Origin of the sequence: Mycolicibacterium tokaiense, from assembly GCF_010725885.1 — a bacterium.
Taxonomy (GTDB): Bacteria; Actinomycetota; Actinomycetes; order Mycobacteriales; family Mycobacteriaceae; genus Mycobacterium; species Mycobacterium tokaiense.
In genome coordinates this window covers 1,362,376-1,376,715 of sequence record NZ_AP022600.1, presented here as the reverse complement: position 1 = coordinate 1,376,715, position 14,340 = coordinate 1,362,376, and the positions used below count along the sequence as shown (strand labels likewise).

Below are 14,340 nucleotides of genomic sequence, written 5' to 3'. Positions count from 1 at the left end.
TCTATTCGTCGGAAACCGATTGCGGCGCTGCCGATGTCTTCGACAGCCGCCGGATGCCCACTGCCGTGAGAGCGGCGATCAGCAGAATGCTGGCGAGCAACAGCGCCGAGGCCGCGTTGACCTCGGGGCTCACCCCGAACTTCAACGCCGACAACAGATACAGCGGCCAGGTGGGGGTGCCCCCGGCGGTGAACTGAGACACCACCACGTCGTCGAACGACAGGATGAAGGTCAGCAGAAACGCACCGAGCAGCGCGGGAGTCAACCGGGGCAGGGTGATCTGCCACAGCGTGGCCCACGGGCCGGCGCCGAGATCCGCACTGGCCCGTTCCAGATCCAGGCCGGTACCGGTGTAGCGCGCCCGGATGATCAACAGCGCCACCGACGTCCCGAACACCGAGTGGCCCACCATCGCCGTCAGCGACCCGAAGGGTATGCCGAAACGCAGGTAGAACAGCAGCAATCCGATGGCCAGCACCAGCTCCGGCACCACCAAGGTCAGGAGCAGCGCGGCCTCGTAGGGTCTGCGCAGTGCCGGGCGGGCGCGTCCGATCACCAGCGCCGCGGCGCAGGCGAAGCACACCGACAGCAGGGCCGACCCCAGCGCGATGGCCACCGATGTACCGATGGCATCGACGATCTGGGGATTGTTCAGCGCTTCGGCGAACCACCTGGTGGAGAACCCGGCCCAGACAGTGATGATCTCACCGGCGTTGAAGGCGTACGCGAGCACCACGACGATCGGTGCGAAGAGGAAGACGAAGGTCAACAGCGCGAAGCCCGCCAGTAGTCGGCGTATCGGTATCCACCGGAACACCGCGGCCAGTACCACTGCTCCGACGGCCAGCAGGGTGAGGTCCTTGGCGGTGACCTGCCCTGTGACAGCACCTATTCCGCCGGCGATCACACCGACCCCGCCGATCAGCAGAGCTGCCGCCGCCGGCAGCGCGCCGCCGCGGCCACCTGGCTCAGACGCCACCGAGAGCCCTTTCTGCGCGGCTGGTCATGAACAGATAGAGCGCCAGGAACCCGGACAGCGCCATCACCACCAGCAGGCCGAGCGCCGCCCCGAACGGGTAGTTCTGGCCCTCCAGGAAAGCCCGGGCCACCAGCGTGCCGACAAAATCCACGCGGCCCCCGCCCAACACTGCCGGGATGATGTACTCGCCGGTCATCGGGATGAAGACCAGCAGCGAGCCGGCGATGACGCCCGGGGCCACCACTGGCAAGGTGACCTGGCGGAATGCCGAGAACCCGGAGCTACCCAGGTCTTTGGCTGCGTCGACCAGGCGCCAGTCCATGCGTTCCAGCGCCGCGTACACCGGCAGGATGAACAGGGGAAGGTAGTTGTAGACGATGCCGATCTGCACCGCGGTACCGGTGTTCTGCAGGTTCAGCGGTCCGTCGAGAAGGCCGACGGTGCGCAGCAGTTGGGCCAGCAGGAAGTCCTCGCTGAGCACCAGTCGCCACGCGTAGGCGCGGATGAGGAAGGCGGTCACATACGGCACCATCACCAGGGCCAGCAACAGGTTCCGTCGTCGCACCGGTGAATACCGCGCCAGCCAGTAGGCAAAGGGGAAACCAACCAGCACGGTCACGATGGTGCCGATGACGGCGAAGCGCAGACTGCGCCCGAATGCCTGCAGATACAGACCGCTGAGTGCCTCGGCGAAGTTGTGGAACGAAAAGCTGTACACCACGTCGCCGTAACCCTGTCGGGTGGCCAGGGAGTAGATCACCACGAGCACCAGCGGCAGCAGGAAGAACGCGGTGTACAGCGCCGCCGACGGCCACGCCAGCACCAGCGGGTAGTCGTCGTCCTGCGCTGGGCGTCGGGTGCGCAGCAGCGCCGCCCGCAGCGCCACCCCGGCCGGGAGGGTGGCCAGGAACAGGGCGACGGTGGCGAACTCACCGAGGCCGGCCACCATCACGGTGATCAGGACGCCGGCCCCGATGACGGTCGCCGCCAGCGCGCCCAGCGCGTGCTTGCCGGCGACCGCGCTCACGCGGCCCGGAATTCGTCGTATGCCTTGGTCACCACATCGAGGTATTCGGGTGTGGCCAGCAGGATCTCGTACTTCTCGAGCAGGGCGGGCGGGATGTTGATGGTGGGATCGTCGATCAGGCCGGGTTCGACGAACGGTTCGATGCCCTCCACGGGCACCAGCGTGCCGGTGGCGTTCATCTCCTCGCCTGCAGGTTCCGGAGCGCAGACGTAATCGATGAACTTGTGCGCTGCCACCGGGTTCTTGGCGCTCCCGGCGATGGCCCAGTTGTCGATGAAGTATTCGGTGCTGCCCGTCTCCGGGAGCAGGAACTGCACCTGCTGGCCGCCGCCGGCGTTGATCTGCTTGGCGATGTAGTTGTAGCCCATGCAGATGTCGATCGAACCGGTGGTGCCGCCTTCGAGCTCGTCGGCGCCGAAGCTGTCGATCATCGGTTTGACCGAGATCAGCAGCTGCTTGGCCGCCTCGATGTCGGCAGGGTCGGTGGATCCGATCGGCTTGCCGATCGCCGCCAGCGCCAGAGTGAACGTCTCCTTGGCGCCGCTGAAGAAGTTGACCTTGGCCTCCGGGTTCGCCTTGATCAGGTCGAAGACCTCCGCCAGCGAGGTGGGACTGCCCTGCACTGTGGCGGTGTTCCACCAGAACGCCGCGACACCGACGGCTTTCGGGATGGCGTACTGGTTCTCCGGGTCGTACTCCAGGCCCATCACACCCGGGCGGATGTTCGTGATGTTGGGCAGCAGGGACTTGTCGAGCTGGCGCAGCAGGCCGCGTTCGATCAGCTGCACGGTTTCCGACGGCCCGGGAACCACGATGTCGTAGTCCGCGCTGCCTGACGCCAGCGCGGAGATCATCTCCAGGCCGCTGGAGTACGTGACGATGCGGACCTCGGGTCCGACGGCGTCGGTGAAGGCGGACACGTTGTCCTCGGAGATGTAGTCGGCGTAGTTGCCGATCACCAGCTGGCCTTCCACCTGGTCACCGTTGAGGGCGGCAGGCGTCGAGGAGGATCCGGAAGACTGCTGGGGCCCGGAGGTGCCGCACGCGGCCAGCGCCAGCGCGGCTGCTCCGGCGCCGAGGCCGACGAGGGCCTGTCTACGGGTGAGTGCGGCCCGGATCTGGCCGGCCTGCTGCTCGGGGGCCAGAACGGTGACGACGTGCTGCTTACGCATCGAGGTTCTCCTTGGGGTCTGTGATCGAGAGGTCTGGATCTGCTGTCCCGAGCAGCAGGGCGCTGTCCGGGGCGGCGGTGATGGCGACGTGATCTCCGGCCCGCAGCGCCGCGGTGGCGGATCCCGGTCCGTACCGGTCCTGTCTGGCGACCAGGCGTTGACCGTCGCGCAGCACGATCACCAGTGCCATGCTGTGCCCGGTCAACATCGCCGTTTCGATGCGCCCGTGGGTGTCGGCCTCGCCGGCGGGGTGCACCGAGACGTCCTGGGGCCGGATGCCGACGAGCGCCTCGCGCCGGCCGGCCGGCAGAGTGTGCACGGTGATGCCGACGGGCAGCTGCAGAGCTCCGCCCAGCAGCGCGGCGCGGCCGCCGTCCACATGAGCGCGTAGCTTGTTCATCTCGCCGATGAAGGACGCCACGAACGCCGACGCGGGGGCGTCGTACACCTGCTGGGGTGCGGCGAGTTGTTCGATACGCCCGGCATTCATGACGGCGATCCGGTCCGACATGCTCAGCGCCTCACCCTGGTCGTGCGTGACGAACACGAACGTCAGGCCGACCTCGGAGTGGATGCGTTTCAACTCGATCTGCATGTGTTCGCGCAGCTTCAGATCGAGGGCGCCCAGGGGCTCGTCGAGCAACAGCACGCGCGGGCGCAGGACCAGTGCGCGGGCCAGCGCAACGCGCTGCTGCTGGCCGCCGGACAGATCGGCCGGCCGGCCCTGGGCCCGGTCGGCCAGGCCGACGAGCTCGAGTGCCTCGGCTGCCTGGCCCCGGCGCACGGTCTTCTTCACTCCCCGCTGCTTGAGCCCATAGGCGACGTTGTCCAGGACAGACAGATGCGGGAACAGTGCGTAGTGCTGGAAGACCGTGTTGACGTCGCGTTTGTGCGGGGGCAGTCCTTCGGCGGGTTGGCCGCCGATCAGGATCGACCCCTGGCTGGGTTGTTCGAATCCGGCGATGAGTTTCAGCGTGGTGGTCTTGCCGCAGCCGGACGGACCCAGCAGGGACAGGAATTCACCGCGCCGGATGTCGAGGTCCAGGTTGTCGACGGCGATCGATTCTCCGTACCGCTTGGTCACTCCACTGAGCCGCACATCGATGGAATCGGCTGCGGTATCCGATGATCGGGTCATGACCTGGCACCAGACGGGACGGCGCCGGCCGGCGCGACCGCGGCCACCCGACCGGTGGCCGCTGAATTCGCGATGGCGTCGCAGATCAGCGCCGCGCGGTAGCCGTCTTCGAAGTCCGCTCCGTAGGGGCGCACCGACCGGCCGGCTTCGATGCTGCCTAGGAAGTGGTGCAGTTCGTGCACGAAGGTGTGCTCCCAGCCGAGGACATGGCCGGGTGGCCACCACGCGCTCATGAACGGATCGTTGCGGTTGGTCACCAGCAGGCGCCGGAAGCCGCGCTGGTCGTCGGACCCGGGCAGGTCGACCTCCAACTCGTTGAGGCGCTCCAGCGCGAACCGGGCCGAGCCCAGGGTGCCGTTGACCTCGATCGACAGATCGTTGATGTGGCCGTGCGCAACTCGTGACGCTTCGAGGGTCCCGATCGCCCCGTTGTCGAACCGCACAGTGGCCACGAACGCGTCGTCGACGGTGACGGCCCCGCCGGGGCGGTTGTCGAAGAAGGTCGCCGAAGCACCGGTCACCTCGCTGATCTCGCCGACGAGGTAGCGACTCAGGTCGGCGATGTGGGAGCCGAGATCTCCCAATGCCCCGGAGCCGGCCTGGTCGGCGTCCAGCCGCCAGGTGGCCGGAGCGTCGGGATCGGTGAGCCAATCCTGCAGGTAGCGCGCTCGCAGGTGCAGTGGGCGACCGAGGGCGCCACTGCTGATGAGCTCCCGCAGCTTGCGGACCGCCGGCACGAAGCGGTAGTTGAAGGCGCACATGTGCACCACCCCGGCCCGCTCGGCGGCCTGCCAGATCCGCAGCGCCTCGGCCCCGGTGCGGCCCAGGGGCTTTTCGCAGATGACGTGTTTACCGGCCTCGATGGCTGCCACGGTCGGTTCTTCGTGCAGGTCGTTGGGTGCGGAGTTGTCGAAGATGCCCACGGTGGGATCATCGATGATGGTGCGCCAGTCCCCTGTGGTGCGGGCGAAGCCAAAGGACCCGGCGAAGTCGTTGCGCCGGTGCGCATCTCGTCCGGCAACGATTTCAAGTCGCGGCAGCAGCGGCGGCGAGTACATCGAGGCCAGTCCTTGATAGCCGCGCGCATGGGCCCGGCCCATGAACGCCGTGCCCAGGAGGCCGATACCGATCGAACGACCGGGGACCGTCACAGCCGGTGTCCCGCGGTTGCGCCTCGTCGCTGATTCATGTCACTCCTCGTTCCATCGACGAGAGGGACCGTAACCCAGACTTACGTCGATTGTCAGTCAAAAGAGGAGAAGTTACGGCGTGTTAACATGCAAAATAGGCCTGGGCGCGCAGCGTTACCAGATCGATCGTGTCTCCAGTCGGGGGCGTCCAACCGAGTTAAGGTCTGCAATCATGAACTCCAACAGCGCTGATCGGGCGGGTGGTGGTGCCAGCCCGGCCGATGTGCTGAGGCTGATCCGCGGAGGGCAGGCCCGCACCCGGGGCGATTTACAACGCCTCACCGGGATGGCCCGGTCAACCGTGGCCCAACGCATCGACGCCCTCACCGAACACGGCCTGGTGGTGACCGGGCAGGACAGCGTGTCCTCGGGTGGGCGTCCCTCGAGCACGCTGCAGTTCAATCATCAGGCCGGCCTGGTGCTGGCGGCGGACTGCGGCGCCACCCACACCCGTACCGCGATCTTCGACCTCGGCCTCAACGTTCTGGCTGAACAGGTTTCCGATATCAGTATCGCCGAGGGGCCAGAGACCGTACTGGATTGGCTGTCAGAACAATTCACCGATCTACTGCGCACTTCCGGGCTGCAGGCGCGCCGGGTGATGGCCATCGGCGTCGGCCTGCCGGGGCCGGTGGAACACGCCACCGGAACGCCGGTGGCACCGCCGATCATGCCGGGCTGGGACGGCTTCGACGTGCCTCGCTACCTGCAACGCACGTTCCCGGTGCCGGTACTCGTGGACAATGACGTGAACCTGATGGCACTCGGTGAGGCCGCGGTGGCCTACCCGCACGTCTCACCGTTGGCGTTCGTCAAGGTCGGGACCGGCGTCGGATGTGGAATTGTCACCAACGGAACAGTTTTCCACGGTGCACATGGCGCCGCCGGCGACATCGGGCACATCCGCGCCGCCGATCACCACGACGTCGTCTGCTGGTGCGGCAACGTCGGCTGTCTGGAGGCGGTGGCCGGCGGCAAGGCCTTGGTCGCCGATCTGCACGACACCGGGGTGCGGACCAACTCCGACGTCGTCGACCGGGTGCTGGCCGGTGACGCGGCCGCGGTGCGCGCCGTGCGCAACGCCGGTCGCGAAATCGGCGGCGTGCTGGCCGGTTTGGTGAGCACCCTCAACCCCGCGGTGATCGTGCTGGGTGGCCAGATCGCCGAGGCCGGCCAGTACCTGCTGGCTGGGGTGCGTGAGGCCGTCTACGCCCGCTCGTTGCCGCTGGGCACCCGCGACCTCGAGATCACCCGGTCGCAACTGGCCGACCGGGCCGGCATCACCGGCGCGGCGATCATGACCACCGAGAAGCTGTTGACCGCCGACTCCATCGATGCCCTGATTGCCGCGCGCTGACCTTGCCGGTGCCCGACTCGATCAGCGGGTCACCACCACCTTGCCCACCATCTGCCCGGACTCGACCTGTTGATGCGCCGCCCGGATCCCGGCCGCGCTGAAGTCGTCGATCGTGGCTGTCACGGTGCTGCGCACGGTGCCCGCGTCCACCAGGTCCGCCATCGCATTCAGCAGATCACGCTGATAGGTGAGGTCGTAACCGAACAGTGAACGGGTGAACATCAGCTCCCAGTGCCAGGCGATGCTCTTCTCTTTCAGGGGCAGCAGATCCATGCCCTCGGGTTCGTCGATGGCGGTGATCTCGCCGAACGGCCGGACGATCTGCGCGTAGGTCTCGATGTTGCCCGCACTGTGCGGGGAGAAGAGGTAGTCCACCCCCTGCGGTGCAACCGCTTTCGCCTGCGCCAGCAGGTCGTGGTGATTGATCACCTCGTCGGCGCCCATCGTGCGGGCCCAGTCCGCGGACTCGTCGCGACTGGCGGTGGCGATCACCCGGACTCCGGTGAGGGCCTTCGCGAGCTGGATCATGATGGACCCCACGCCGCCCGCCGCACCCATGATGAGGAGGTCGCCGGTGGACTCCCGGGTCAGCCGGAACCGTTCGAACAAGGCCTCCCAGGCGGTGATCGCGGTCAGCGGGAGTGCGGCGGCATCACCGGCGGACAGCGAGGCGGGTCGGCGACCGACGATGCGGGAATCGACCGCCTGCAGTTCCGCATTGCTGCCCGGGCGGGTGATGTCACCGGCGTACCACACCTGATCACCGACGCCATGGGCGCTGACCTCTGGCCCCACCGCCTCCACCACGCCCGCGGCGTCGAAACCGAGGATCACCGGCGTCGAGGACGGCTGCAGGGAACGCCGGCGTTTGATGTCGACCGGGTTCACCGACACCGCCTGCACCCGCACCAGGAGATCCTGCGGACCCAACTCCGGTACTCCTGTTTCGATGTCCTGCAGTGCGTCGGGATCATCGAGGGGTGCTCCGGCGTACGAGCCGACGGCGGTCATGGTGGGCATCGGATGGTCCTTTCGCGTGGGGTCGCCGCGATGGTAGAACCGCCACCGCGGTTTCCTGCAAGGGCGCTAAGTTCCCTGCAGGGAAGCCGTGCTGCTCACCTGGTCGACGCTCGTCTGGTCGATGTGGTCCTCCACCCACTGCCGCAGCCGGGCCAGCGGGTCGGACACACTGACACCCAGATCGGTCAGTGCGTACTCCACCCGGGGCGGCACCTCGGCGTAGACGGTACGAGTGAGCAACCTGGCGTCCTCCAGCCGGCGCAGCGTCTGGGTCAGCATCTTGGCGCCCACACCGGGCAAGCAGTGCTGCAGGTGGGTGAACCGCTGCGGCCCCTGCTCCAGCAGTCCGATGATCAGGGCTGACCACTTGTTGGCCAAGAGGTCCAGCAGCGCGCGGCACGGGCAGGCCTCGGCGTACACGTCATGGTGGTCATGCCGGCCGGTGGGGCAGGAGTTCATGGCAGTGCCAACGCGCTGCCGGGCCCCGGAGCTTCCCCGGCCGTCAGCTCGGATCCAGCACCACCACGGGAATGGTCCGGGAGGACTTGGCCTGGTAGTCGTCGTAGTCCGGCCAGACCTCCGTCATCGCCTTCCACATGTCCGGCTTCTCGTCATCACCGGCCACCCGTGCCGTGACCGGGAAGCGCCGATCTTTGATCTGCACCTCGGCGTGCGGATCAGACTCGAGATTGAGGAACCATTCCGGTGGCGCTTCGGCGCCACCCTTGGACGCCACCACCAGATAGGAGCCGTTCCACTCCCGGAAGATCAGCGCGTGACGCCGCTGGGCCTGCGATTTGCGCCCGGTGGTGAAGAGGATCAGGATCTCGGTGCCATTCCAGTGGAACCCCTCGGCGCCGCCGGTATCCAGGTAGCGCTGCACGTGCGGGTCGCCGTGCAGGTCGTCGACTGTGCTCATGGGCAGCGGCTACCCCACCCACGGTCCGGCAAACGGGTTTCCCGCAGCCGGCGGCGGGGCACCTGAGGGACATGTCGTCTGTGACCGACTCGGGAACCACCAAGACCAGAGCCAGGGCCGCCGCGCTGGCCCGCACCGCCGTCCGCACCGAACGCCGGGTGGTGCGCGTGCAGCGCCGGATCTGGCTCGCGCAACTGCTGCTGTGGCCGGCGGCCATCGGCACCGCAGTGGTGGCGGTGGTGTGGGTGGTACGCAGCGTGCGACGCGTTCGGCCCGCCCCGGTGCCCGCACAAGCCGACGTCCCGTTGCCCTAGCGGCGGTACCAGCGGATATCCTCGGTCGAGTGTCCGCGAAGTCCAGCAGTGAGCTCTACCCGCGGCTGGACGGTCTGACCTACCGCGACGCCGACCGGCTGCGGCGACGGCTACGCAATCTGCGCGGCACGCCCGACCCTGCCAAGCTGGACCAGATCGAGCAGCAGATCGTCACGGGCGAAGCGCTGGTGGCCACCAGGCTGGCGGCCGTCCCGCAGATCACCTACCCGGACCTCCCGGTCAGCGCGCTGCGCGGCGACATCGCCACGGCCATCCGGGACCATCAGGTAGTGGTGGTCGCCGGGGAGACCGGCTCGGGCAAGACCACGCAGCTGCCCAAGATCTGCCTGGAGTTGGGCCGCGGTATCCGCGGCACCATCGGGCACACCCAGCCCCGGCGTCTGGCCGCGCGCACGGTCGGACAGCGCATCGCCGACGAACTCGGCAGTCCACTCGGCGAGACGGTGGGCTACACCGTGCGCTTCACCGATCAGGTGAGCGACCGCACGCTGATCAAACTGATGACCGACGGCATCCTGCTCGCCGAGATCCAGCGGGACCGCCGGCTGCTGCGCTACGACACCCTGATTCTCGACGAAGCCCACGAGCGCAGCCTCAACATCGACTTCCTGCTGGGGTATCTGCGGGAACTGCTGCCCCGGCGGCCCGACCTCAAGGTCATCGTCACCTCGGCGACCATCGAACCGGGCCGTTTCGCACGACACTTCGGCGATGCGCCCATCGTCGAGGTGTCCGGGCGCACCTACCCGGTCGAGATCCGCTACCGGCCGCTGGAAGTCGTCGTCAACGACGTCGACGACGACGATCCCGACGACCCCGATCACGATCAGGTCCGCACCGTGCTGCGGGACCAGACCGAGGCGATCGTCGACGCAGTTGCCGAACTGGCGGCCGAGCCGCCGGGTGACGTACTGGTCTTCCTCTCCGGCGAGCGCGAGATCCGCGACACCGCCGAAGCATTGCGCGGAGCGCCGGGCTTCAACCCGCACACCACCGAGGTGCTGCCGCTGTATGCCCGGCTGCCCACCGCCGAGCAGCAGAAGGTGTTCGCACCCCATGCCGGTCGACGAATCGTGTTGGCCACCAACGTCGCCGAGACGTCGCTGACCGTGCCCGGCATCCGGTACGTGGTGGACCCCGGGACCGCGCGCATCTCCCGCTACAGCCGACGCACCAAGGTGCAGCGGCTGCCCATCGAGCCCATCTCGCAGGCCTCGGCCGCACAGCGCTCGGGTCGCTCGGGGCGGGTGGCCCCAGGCGTGGCGATCCGGCTCTACAGCGAAGAGGACTTCGAAACACGGCCCCGCTACACCGATCCGGAGATCCTGCGCACCAATCTGGCCGCGGTGATCCTGCAGATGGCCGCGCTGCAGCTGGGGGAGATCGAACAGTTCCCGTTCCTCGATCCGCCGGACAGCCGCAGCATCCGCGACGGTGTGCAGGTGCTGCAGGAACTCGGCGCCTTCGACCGCCAGGGAACCCTCACCGACGTCGGCCGCCGGCTCGCCCAGCTGCCACTTGACCCGCGGGTGGGCCGGATGATCCTGGCCGCCCACGATGAAGGTTGCGTCCGCGAGATCCTGGTGCTCGCAGCGGCATTGTCGATACCCGATCCCCGGGAGCGCCCCCCGGAGCAGCAGGAGGCGGCCCGGCAGAAACACGCCCGCTTCGCCGACGAGACGTCCGATTTCCTGTCCTACCTGAACCTGTGGCAGTACCTCTCCGAACAGCGAAAGGAGCGTTCCGGCAGCTCGTTTCGCCGGATGTGCCGAGAAGAGTTCCTGCACTACCTGCGGATCAGGGAGTGGCAGGACCTCACCGGCCAGTTGCGCAGCATCGCCCGGGATCTGGGTATCCGGGAATCCGACGAGCCGGCCCCATCCGCGGCCATCCACCGGGCTCTGTCGGCGGGCCTGCTGTCGCACGTCGGTGTCCGCGAAGGCGAGACGCGAGACTTTTTGGGGGCGCGCAACACCCGGTTCGTGCTGGCGCCGGGCTCGGTGCTGACGAAGAAGCCGCCGCGCTGGGTGGTGGTGGCGGAGCTGGTCGAGACCAGCAGGCTCTACGGCCGCACCGCCGCGCGCATCGAACCCGAGGCGCTGGAGAAGGTGGCCGAGCATCTGGTGCAACGCACCTACAGTGAGCCGCACTGGGAGGCCAAGCGTGGCGCTGTGATGGCGTTCGAGCGGGTGACATTGTTCGGGCTGCCGCTGGTGCCCCGGCGCAAAGTGGGCTACGCGCAGGTGGACCCGGTGCTGTCGCGGGAGTTGTTCATCCGGCACGCGCTGGTCGAGGGAGACTGGCAGACACGGCACCACTTCTTCCGCGACAACACCGCGCTGCTGCGCGAACTCGACGAGATGGAGGAACGGGCCCGCAGGCGCGACCTGCTGATCACCGACGACGAGCTGTACGCACTCTACGATGCCCGGATTCCCGAGACTGCCGTGTCCGCACGTCATTTCGACGCCTGGTGGAAAAAACAACGGCATCAGACCCCGGAGTTGCTGACCTTCACCCGCGAGGAGTTGCTGCGGGGTGACGACGCGGCCGCCGACCGCCCCGACACCTGGCGCAGCGGAGACATGTCCCTGCCGTTGACCTACCGATTCGAGCCCGGCGCCGCCGACGACGGCGTGACGGTCCACGTCCCGGTCGAGGTGCTGGCCGGGCTGGGTGGAGGCGAATTCGCCTGGCAGGTACCGGCGCTGCGCGAAGAGCTGGTCACCGCCCTGATCAAGTCGCTGCCCAAGGACCTGCGCCGCAACTTCGTGCCCGCGCCGGACACCGCCAAGGCGGTGCTGCCGGATCTCTCGCCGGAGCGTGGATCACTGCTGGAGAGCCTGCAGCGAGAACTCAAGCGCCGCAGCGGCATCCTGGTTCCCATTGACGCCTTCGGCCTGGAGAAGCTGCCCGCGCACCTGCGGGTCACGTTTGCCGTCGAAACCCCCGACGGTACCGAGGTGGCGCGCGGCAAGGATCTCGACGTGCTGCAGGAACGGCTGGCGGCACCGGTGCGCCGGGCCGTCGCCGAAGCGGTGGCCGGAGAACTCGAGCGCTCCGGCCTCACGGCGTGGCCCGACGATCTGATCGAGATCCCGAAAACGGTGTCCCGCACCAGCGGAGCGCATACGGTGCGCGGATTCCCGGCGCTGGTGGACACCGGCGCCGGCGTCGATCTGCGGGTGTTCGCCACCGCGGCCGAACAGGCCGCGGCGATGGGGCCGGGGACCCGGCGGTTGCTGCGCCTGGTCACCCCCTCGCCGGGCAAGAACGTCGAACGGGCACTGGACCCGCGCACCCGGCTGCAGGTCGGCACCAACCCCGACGGCTCGCTGGCGGCGCTGATCGACGACTGCGCCGACGCTGCGGTGGCGGTGATCGCGCCCGACCCGACATGGCGCCGTGCTGAATTCGACGCCGCCCGGCAGAAAGTGGCGGCGCAGTTGGTGCCCACCACACTGGACATCATCAAGCGGGTGCAGAAGGTGCTGGTGGCCGCGCACGAGGCGCAGCTGGCGCTGCCGCAGCGGCCCACGCCGGCGCAGGCGGAGGCCGTCGACGACATTCGGGCGCAGCTGAAGGTGTTGCTGCCCAAGGGTTTCGTGGCGCGGACCGGGGCGGCGCGATTGGGGCACCTGACCCGCTACCTCACCGCCGTGGTCCGCCGCCTCGAGCGGCTGCCGCAGGCTCCGGAGGCCGACCGCGAACGTCTGCACCGAATACTGGCCGTGCAGGACGCCTACGACGACCTGCGGCAGGCACTGTCACCGATGCGGGCCGCCGCCAAGGACGTCCGCGACATCGGGATGCTGATCGAAGAGCTGCGGGTGAGCCTCTGGGCACAACAGCTCGGGACGGCGGTGCCGGTGAGCGAGAAGAGGATCTACAAGGCGATCGACGCCGTCACCCCGTGAGGAGCTCAGTCTGCTTGGTCTCGCTCCTCACCCGCCTCGCTCCTCACCCGCCTCGTTCCTCGGCGGGATCGGTCGACTCGACTAATCGCGCACGACGACCGCGATGTAGCCGATCGGGATGCCGGTACGGGCCGCGATGCACTCACGGGCGGCCACCGCCACCTCGGCGCGCCGCTGGGCATAGGTCACGGCGTCCAGTTCGGGAACCCGGACCACCCAGCCGGAAGCGTCGCGGCTGACCTCGATGTCGAAACACTGCCCGACGGTGCTGAAGTGGGCGCGGGGGACGGGCCGTCTACGGACACCGGACGCATGCCTGATCGTGGACTGCAGGGGCATGATCATTCTCTCTGGGTACGGGGCGGGCTGGCCTGGTGATTCGGAGCAAAACCGCAGGTGATCGTAGTTCGTTCCGGCGTCAACTCCTAATCGCCACCGGTACGGGCAGTGAACACCCGGTGAACGCCTGAAGAGGTGCGCTGCCGCTGGTGCAGCGGGTACAACTGCGGTCATGGCCTCCCGACTCGCCGGCCTCGCGACCGGCTTCCTGTTCCTCACGGCAACCCTGTGCGCGCCCACCGCGGCGGCCGAGCCGATCCCGGTCGTGACGCCGGTGGTGCTCGCCGAGATCCCGCACGACCCGAACTCCTACACCGAGGCGTTCGAGGTGGAGGGCGACACGCTGTATGAGGCCAGCGGGCTGGCCGGGCGCTCGGACCTGCGGGAGGTGGACCCGGCCACCGGCGCCGTCCGCCGATCGGTACCGCTACCGGACGACTACTTCGCCGAGGGCATCACGATCGTCGACGACACCATCTGGCAGCTCACCTACCAGGATGGAGTGGCCATCGTCTGGGACAAGGCCACGCTGACGCCCATCCGGGAGATCCCGGTGACCGGCGAGGGCTGGGGCCTGTGCCGCGACGGTGACCGCTTCATCATGAGCGACGGGTCGGGCCGCCTGCAGTTCCGACAGCTCGGATCGTTCGATCAGATCGGCGCTGTGAACGTCACCCGTGACGGCGCCCCGGTGACCGGACTCAACGAACTGGAATGCGTCAACGGTCAGGTGTGGGCCAGCCTGTGGCCCACCGACGAGGTGGCGCGCATCGACCCGGCCACCGGTGCCATCACCATGATCGTCGACGTCGCGCCGTTGTGGCACTTCGGTGAGCGATCTCCTGCCCAGGTGTTCAGCGGAATCGCCCACCTGTCCGGAGATGAGTTCCTGCTGACCGGCAAGAACTGGCCGGCGATGTACCGGGTGAGCATCCCGGGCGCCTGAG

General features: G+C 68.1%; 13 protein-coding genes. 4 read left to right on the top strand and 9 right to left on the bottom strand.

Features of this window, described 5'->3' with window-relative positions:
• Position 1: 1 nt before the first annotated feature.
• The 5 genes from G6N58_RS06595 to G6N58_RS06575 are packed head-to-tail and all read right to left on the bottom strand — an operon-like array spanning position 2 to position 5,467.
• Positions 2–979: an ABC transporter permease gene (locus G6N58_RS06595; protein ID WP_115279281.1), complete on the bottom strand. Its 978-nt coding sequence runs from the start codon at positions 977–979 to the stop codon at positions 2–4.
• Positions 969–2,006, bottom strand: coding sequence for an ABC transporter permease (locus G6N58_RS06590; protein ID WP_115279282.1), 1,038 nt, complete (start codon positions 2,004–2,006; stop codon positions 969–971). Before G6N58_RS06590 ends, G6N58_RS06595 begins: the two co-directional genes overlap by 11 nt.
• A complete protein-coding gene (locus G6N58_RS06585) occupies positions 2,003–3,178 on the bottom strand; it encodes an ABC transporter substrate-binding protein (RefSeq protein ID WP_115279283.1) in 1,176 nt (391 codons plus the stop codon). Before G6N58_RS06585 ends, G6N58_RS06590 begins: the two co-directional genes overlap by 4 nt.
• Entirely contained in the window at positions 3,171–4,316 is a 1,146-nt protein-coding gene (locus tag G6N58_RS06580; RefSeq protein WP_115279284.1) for an ABC transporter ATP-binding protein, read from the bottom strand. Before G6N58_RS06580 ends, G6N58_RS06585 begins: the two co-directional genes overlap by 8 nt.
• Positions 4,313–5,467, bottom strand: coding sequence for a Gfo/Idh/MocA family protein (locus tag G6N58_RS06575; protein ID WP_232067758.1), 1,155 nt, complete (start codon positions 5,465–5,467; stop codon positions 4,313–4,315). The genes G6N58_RS06580 and G6N58_RS06575 overlap by 4 nt, the downstream gene beginning before the upstream one ends.
• A gap of 211 nt (positions 5,468–5,678) precedes the next feature.
• On the opposite strand from G6N58_RS06575, the gene G6N58_RS06570 reads away from it, so the two are divergent.
• Entirely contained in the window at positions 5,679–6,863 is a 1,185-nt protein-coding gene (locus tag G6N58_RS06570) for an ROK family transcriptional regulator (RefSeq protein WP_115279285.1), read from the top strand.
• A gap of 21 nt (positions 6,864–6,884) precedes the next feature.
• On the opposite strand, the gene G6N58_RS06565 is transcribed toward G6N58_RS06570, so the two are convergent.
• The 3 genes from G6N58_RS06565 to G6N58_RS06555 form a co-directional block, all read right to left on the bottom strand.
• Positions 6,885–7,883 (bottom strand): zinc-binding alcohol dehydrogenase family protein, encoded by a 999-nt coding sequence (locus G6N58_RS06565; protein WP_068919098.1) that lies wholly within the window; start codon positions 7,881–7,883, stop codon positions 6,885–6,887.
• Positions 7,884–7,949: 66 nt separating this feature from the next.
• The gene (locus tag G6N58_RS06560) at positions 7,950–8,342 is read right to left on the bottom strand and encodes a winged helix-turn-helix transcriptional regulator (RefSeq protein WP_115279286.1); all 393 of its coding nucleotides are present in this window, start codon (positions 8,340–8,342) and stop codon (positions 7,950–7,952) included.
• Between the two features lie 43 nt (positions 8,343–8,385).
• Positions 8,386–8,802, bottom strand: a complete 417-nt coding sequence (locus tag G6N58_RS06555) for a nitroreductase family deazaflavin-dependent oxidoreductase (protein WP_115279287.1) — start codon at positions 8,800–8,802, stop codon at positions 8,386–8,388.
• A gap of 80 nt (positions 8,803–8,882) precedes the next feature.
• On the opposite strand from G6N58_RS06555, the gene G6N58_RS30730 reads away from it, so the two are divergent.
• Positions 8,883–9,116 (top strand): hypothetical protein, encoded by a 234-nt coding sequence (locus tag G6N58_RS30730; protein WP_232067757.1) that lies wholly within the window; start codon positions 8,883–8,885, stop codon positions 9,114–9,116.
• Between the two features lie 29 nt (positions 9,117–9,145).
• Positions 9,146–13,054, top strand: coding sequence for an ATP-dependent RNA helicase HrpA (hrpA, locus tag G6N58_RS06550; RefSeq protein ID WP_232067756.1), 3,909 nt, complete (start codon positions 9,146–9,148; stop codon positions 13,052–13,054).
• An 81-nt stretch (positions 13,055–13,135) separates the two neighbouring features.
• On the opposite strand, the gene G6N58_RS31170 is transcribed toward hrpA, so the two are convergent.
• Positions 13,136–13,300 carry a long chain fatty acid-CoA synthetase Faa4p gene (locus tag G6N58_RS31170; protein ID WP_308207298.1) on the bottom strand — a complete coding sequence of 55 codons (165 nt, stop codon included), beginning with the start codon at positions 13,298–13,300 and terminating at the stop codon, positions 13,136–13,138.
• Between the two features lie 265 nt (positions 13,301–13,565).
• Here G6N58_RS31170 and G6N58_RS06540 point away from each other — a divergent pair, with 265 nt between their 5' ends.
• Entirely contained in the window at positions 13,566–14,339 is a 774-nt protein-coding gene (locus G6N58_RS06540; RefSeq protein ID WP_068919093.1) for a glutaminyl-peptide cyclotransferase, read from the top strand.
• The last annotated feature ends 1 nt before the right edge of the window (position 14,340 follow it).

Excerpts from the sequence above, each read along its gene's own strand:
- G6N58_RS06580 (WP_115279284.1), bottom strand. The coding sequence starts at position 4,316 with ATGACCCGATCATCGGATACCGCAGCCGATTCCATCGATGTGCGGCTC.
- G6N58_RS06540 (WP_068919093.1), top strand. The coding sequence starts at position 13,566 with ATGGCCTCCCGACTCGCCGGCCTCGCGACCGGCTTCCTGTTCCTCACG.
- G6N58_RS06570 (WP_115279285.1), top strand. The coding sequence starts at position 5,679 with ATGAACTCCAACAGCGCTGATCGGGCGGGTGGTGGTGCCAGCCCGGCC.
- G6N58_RS06560 (WP_115279286.1), bottom strand. The coding sequence starts at position 8,342 with ATGAACTCCTGCCCCACCGGCCGGCATGACCACCATGACGTGTACGCC.
- G6N58_RS06555 (WP_115279287.1), bottom strand. The coding sequence starts at position 8,802 with ATGAGCACAGTCGACGACCTGCACGGCGACCCGCACGTGCAGCGCTAC.
- G6N58_RS06585 (WP_115279283.1), bottom strand. The coding sequence starts at position 3,178 with ATGCGTAAGCAGCACGTCGTCACCGTTCTGGCCCCCGAGCAGCAGGCC.
- G6N58_RS06565 (WP_068919098.1), bottom strand. The coding sequence starts at position 7,883 with ATGCCCACCATGACCGCCGTCGGCTCGTACGCCGGAGCACCCCTCGAT.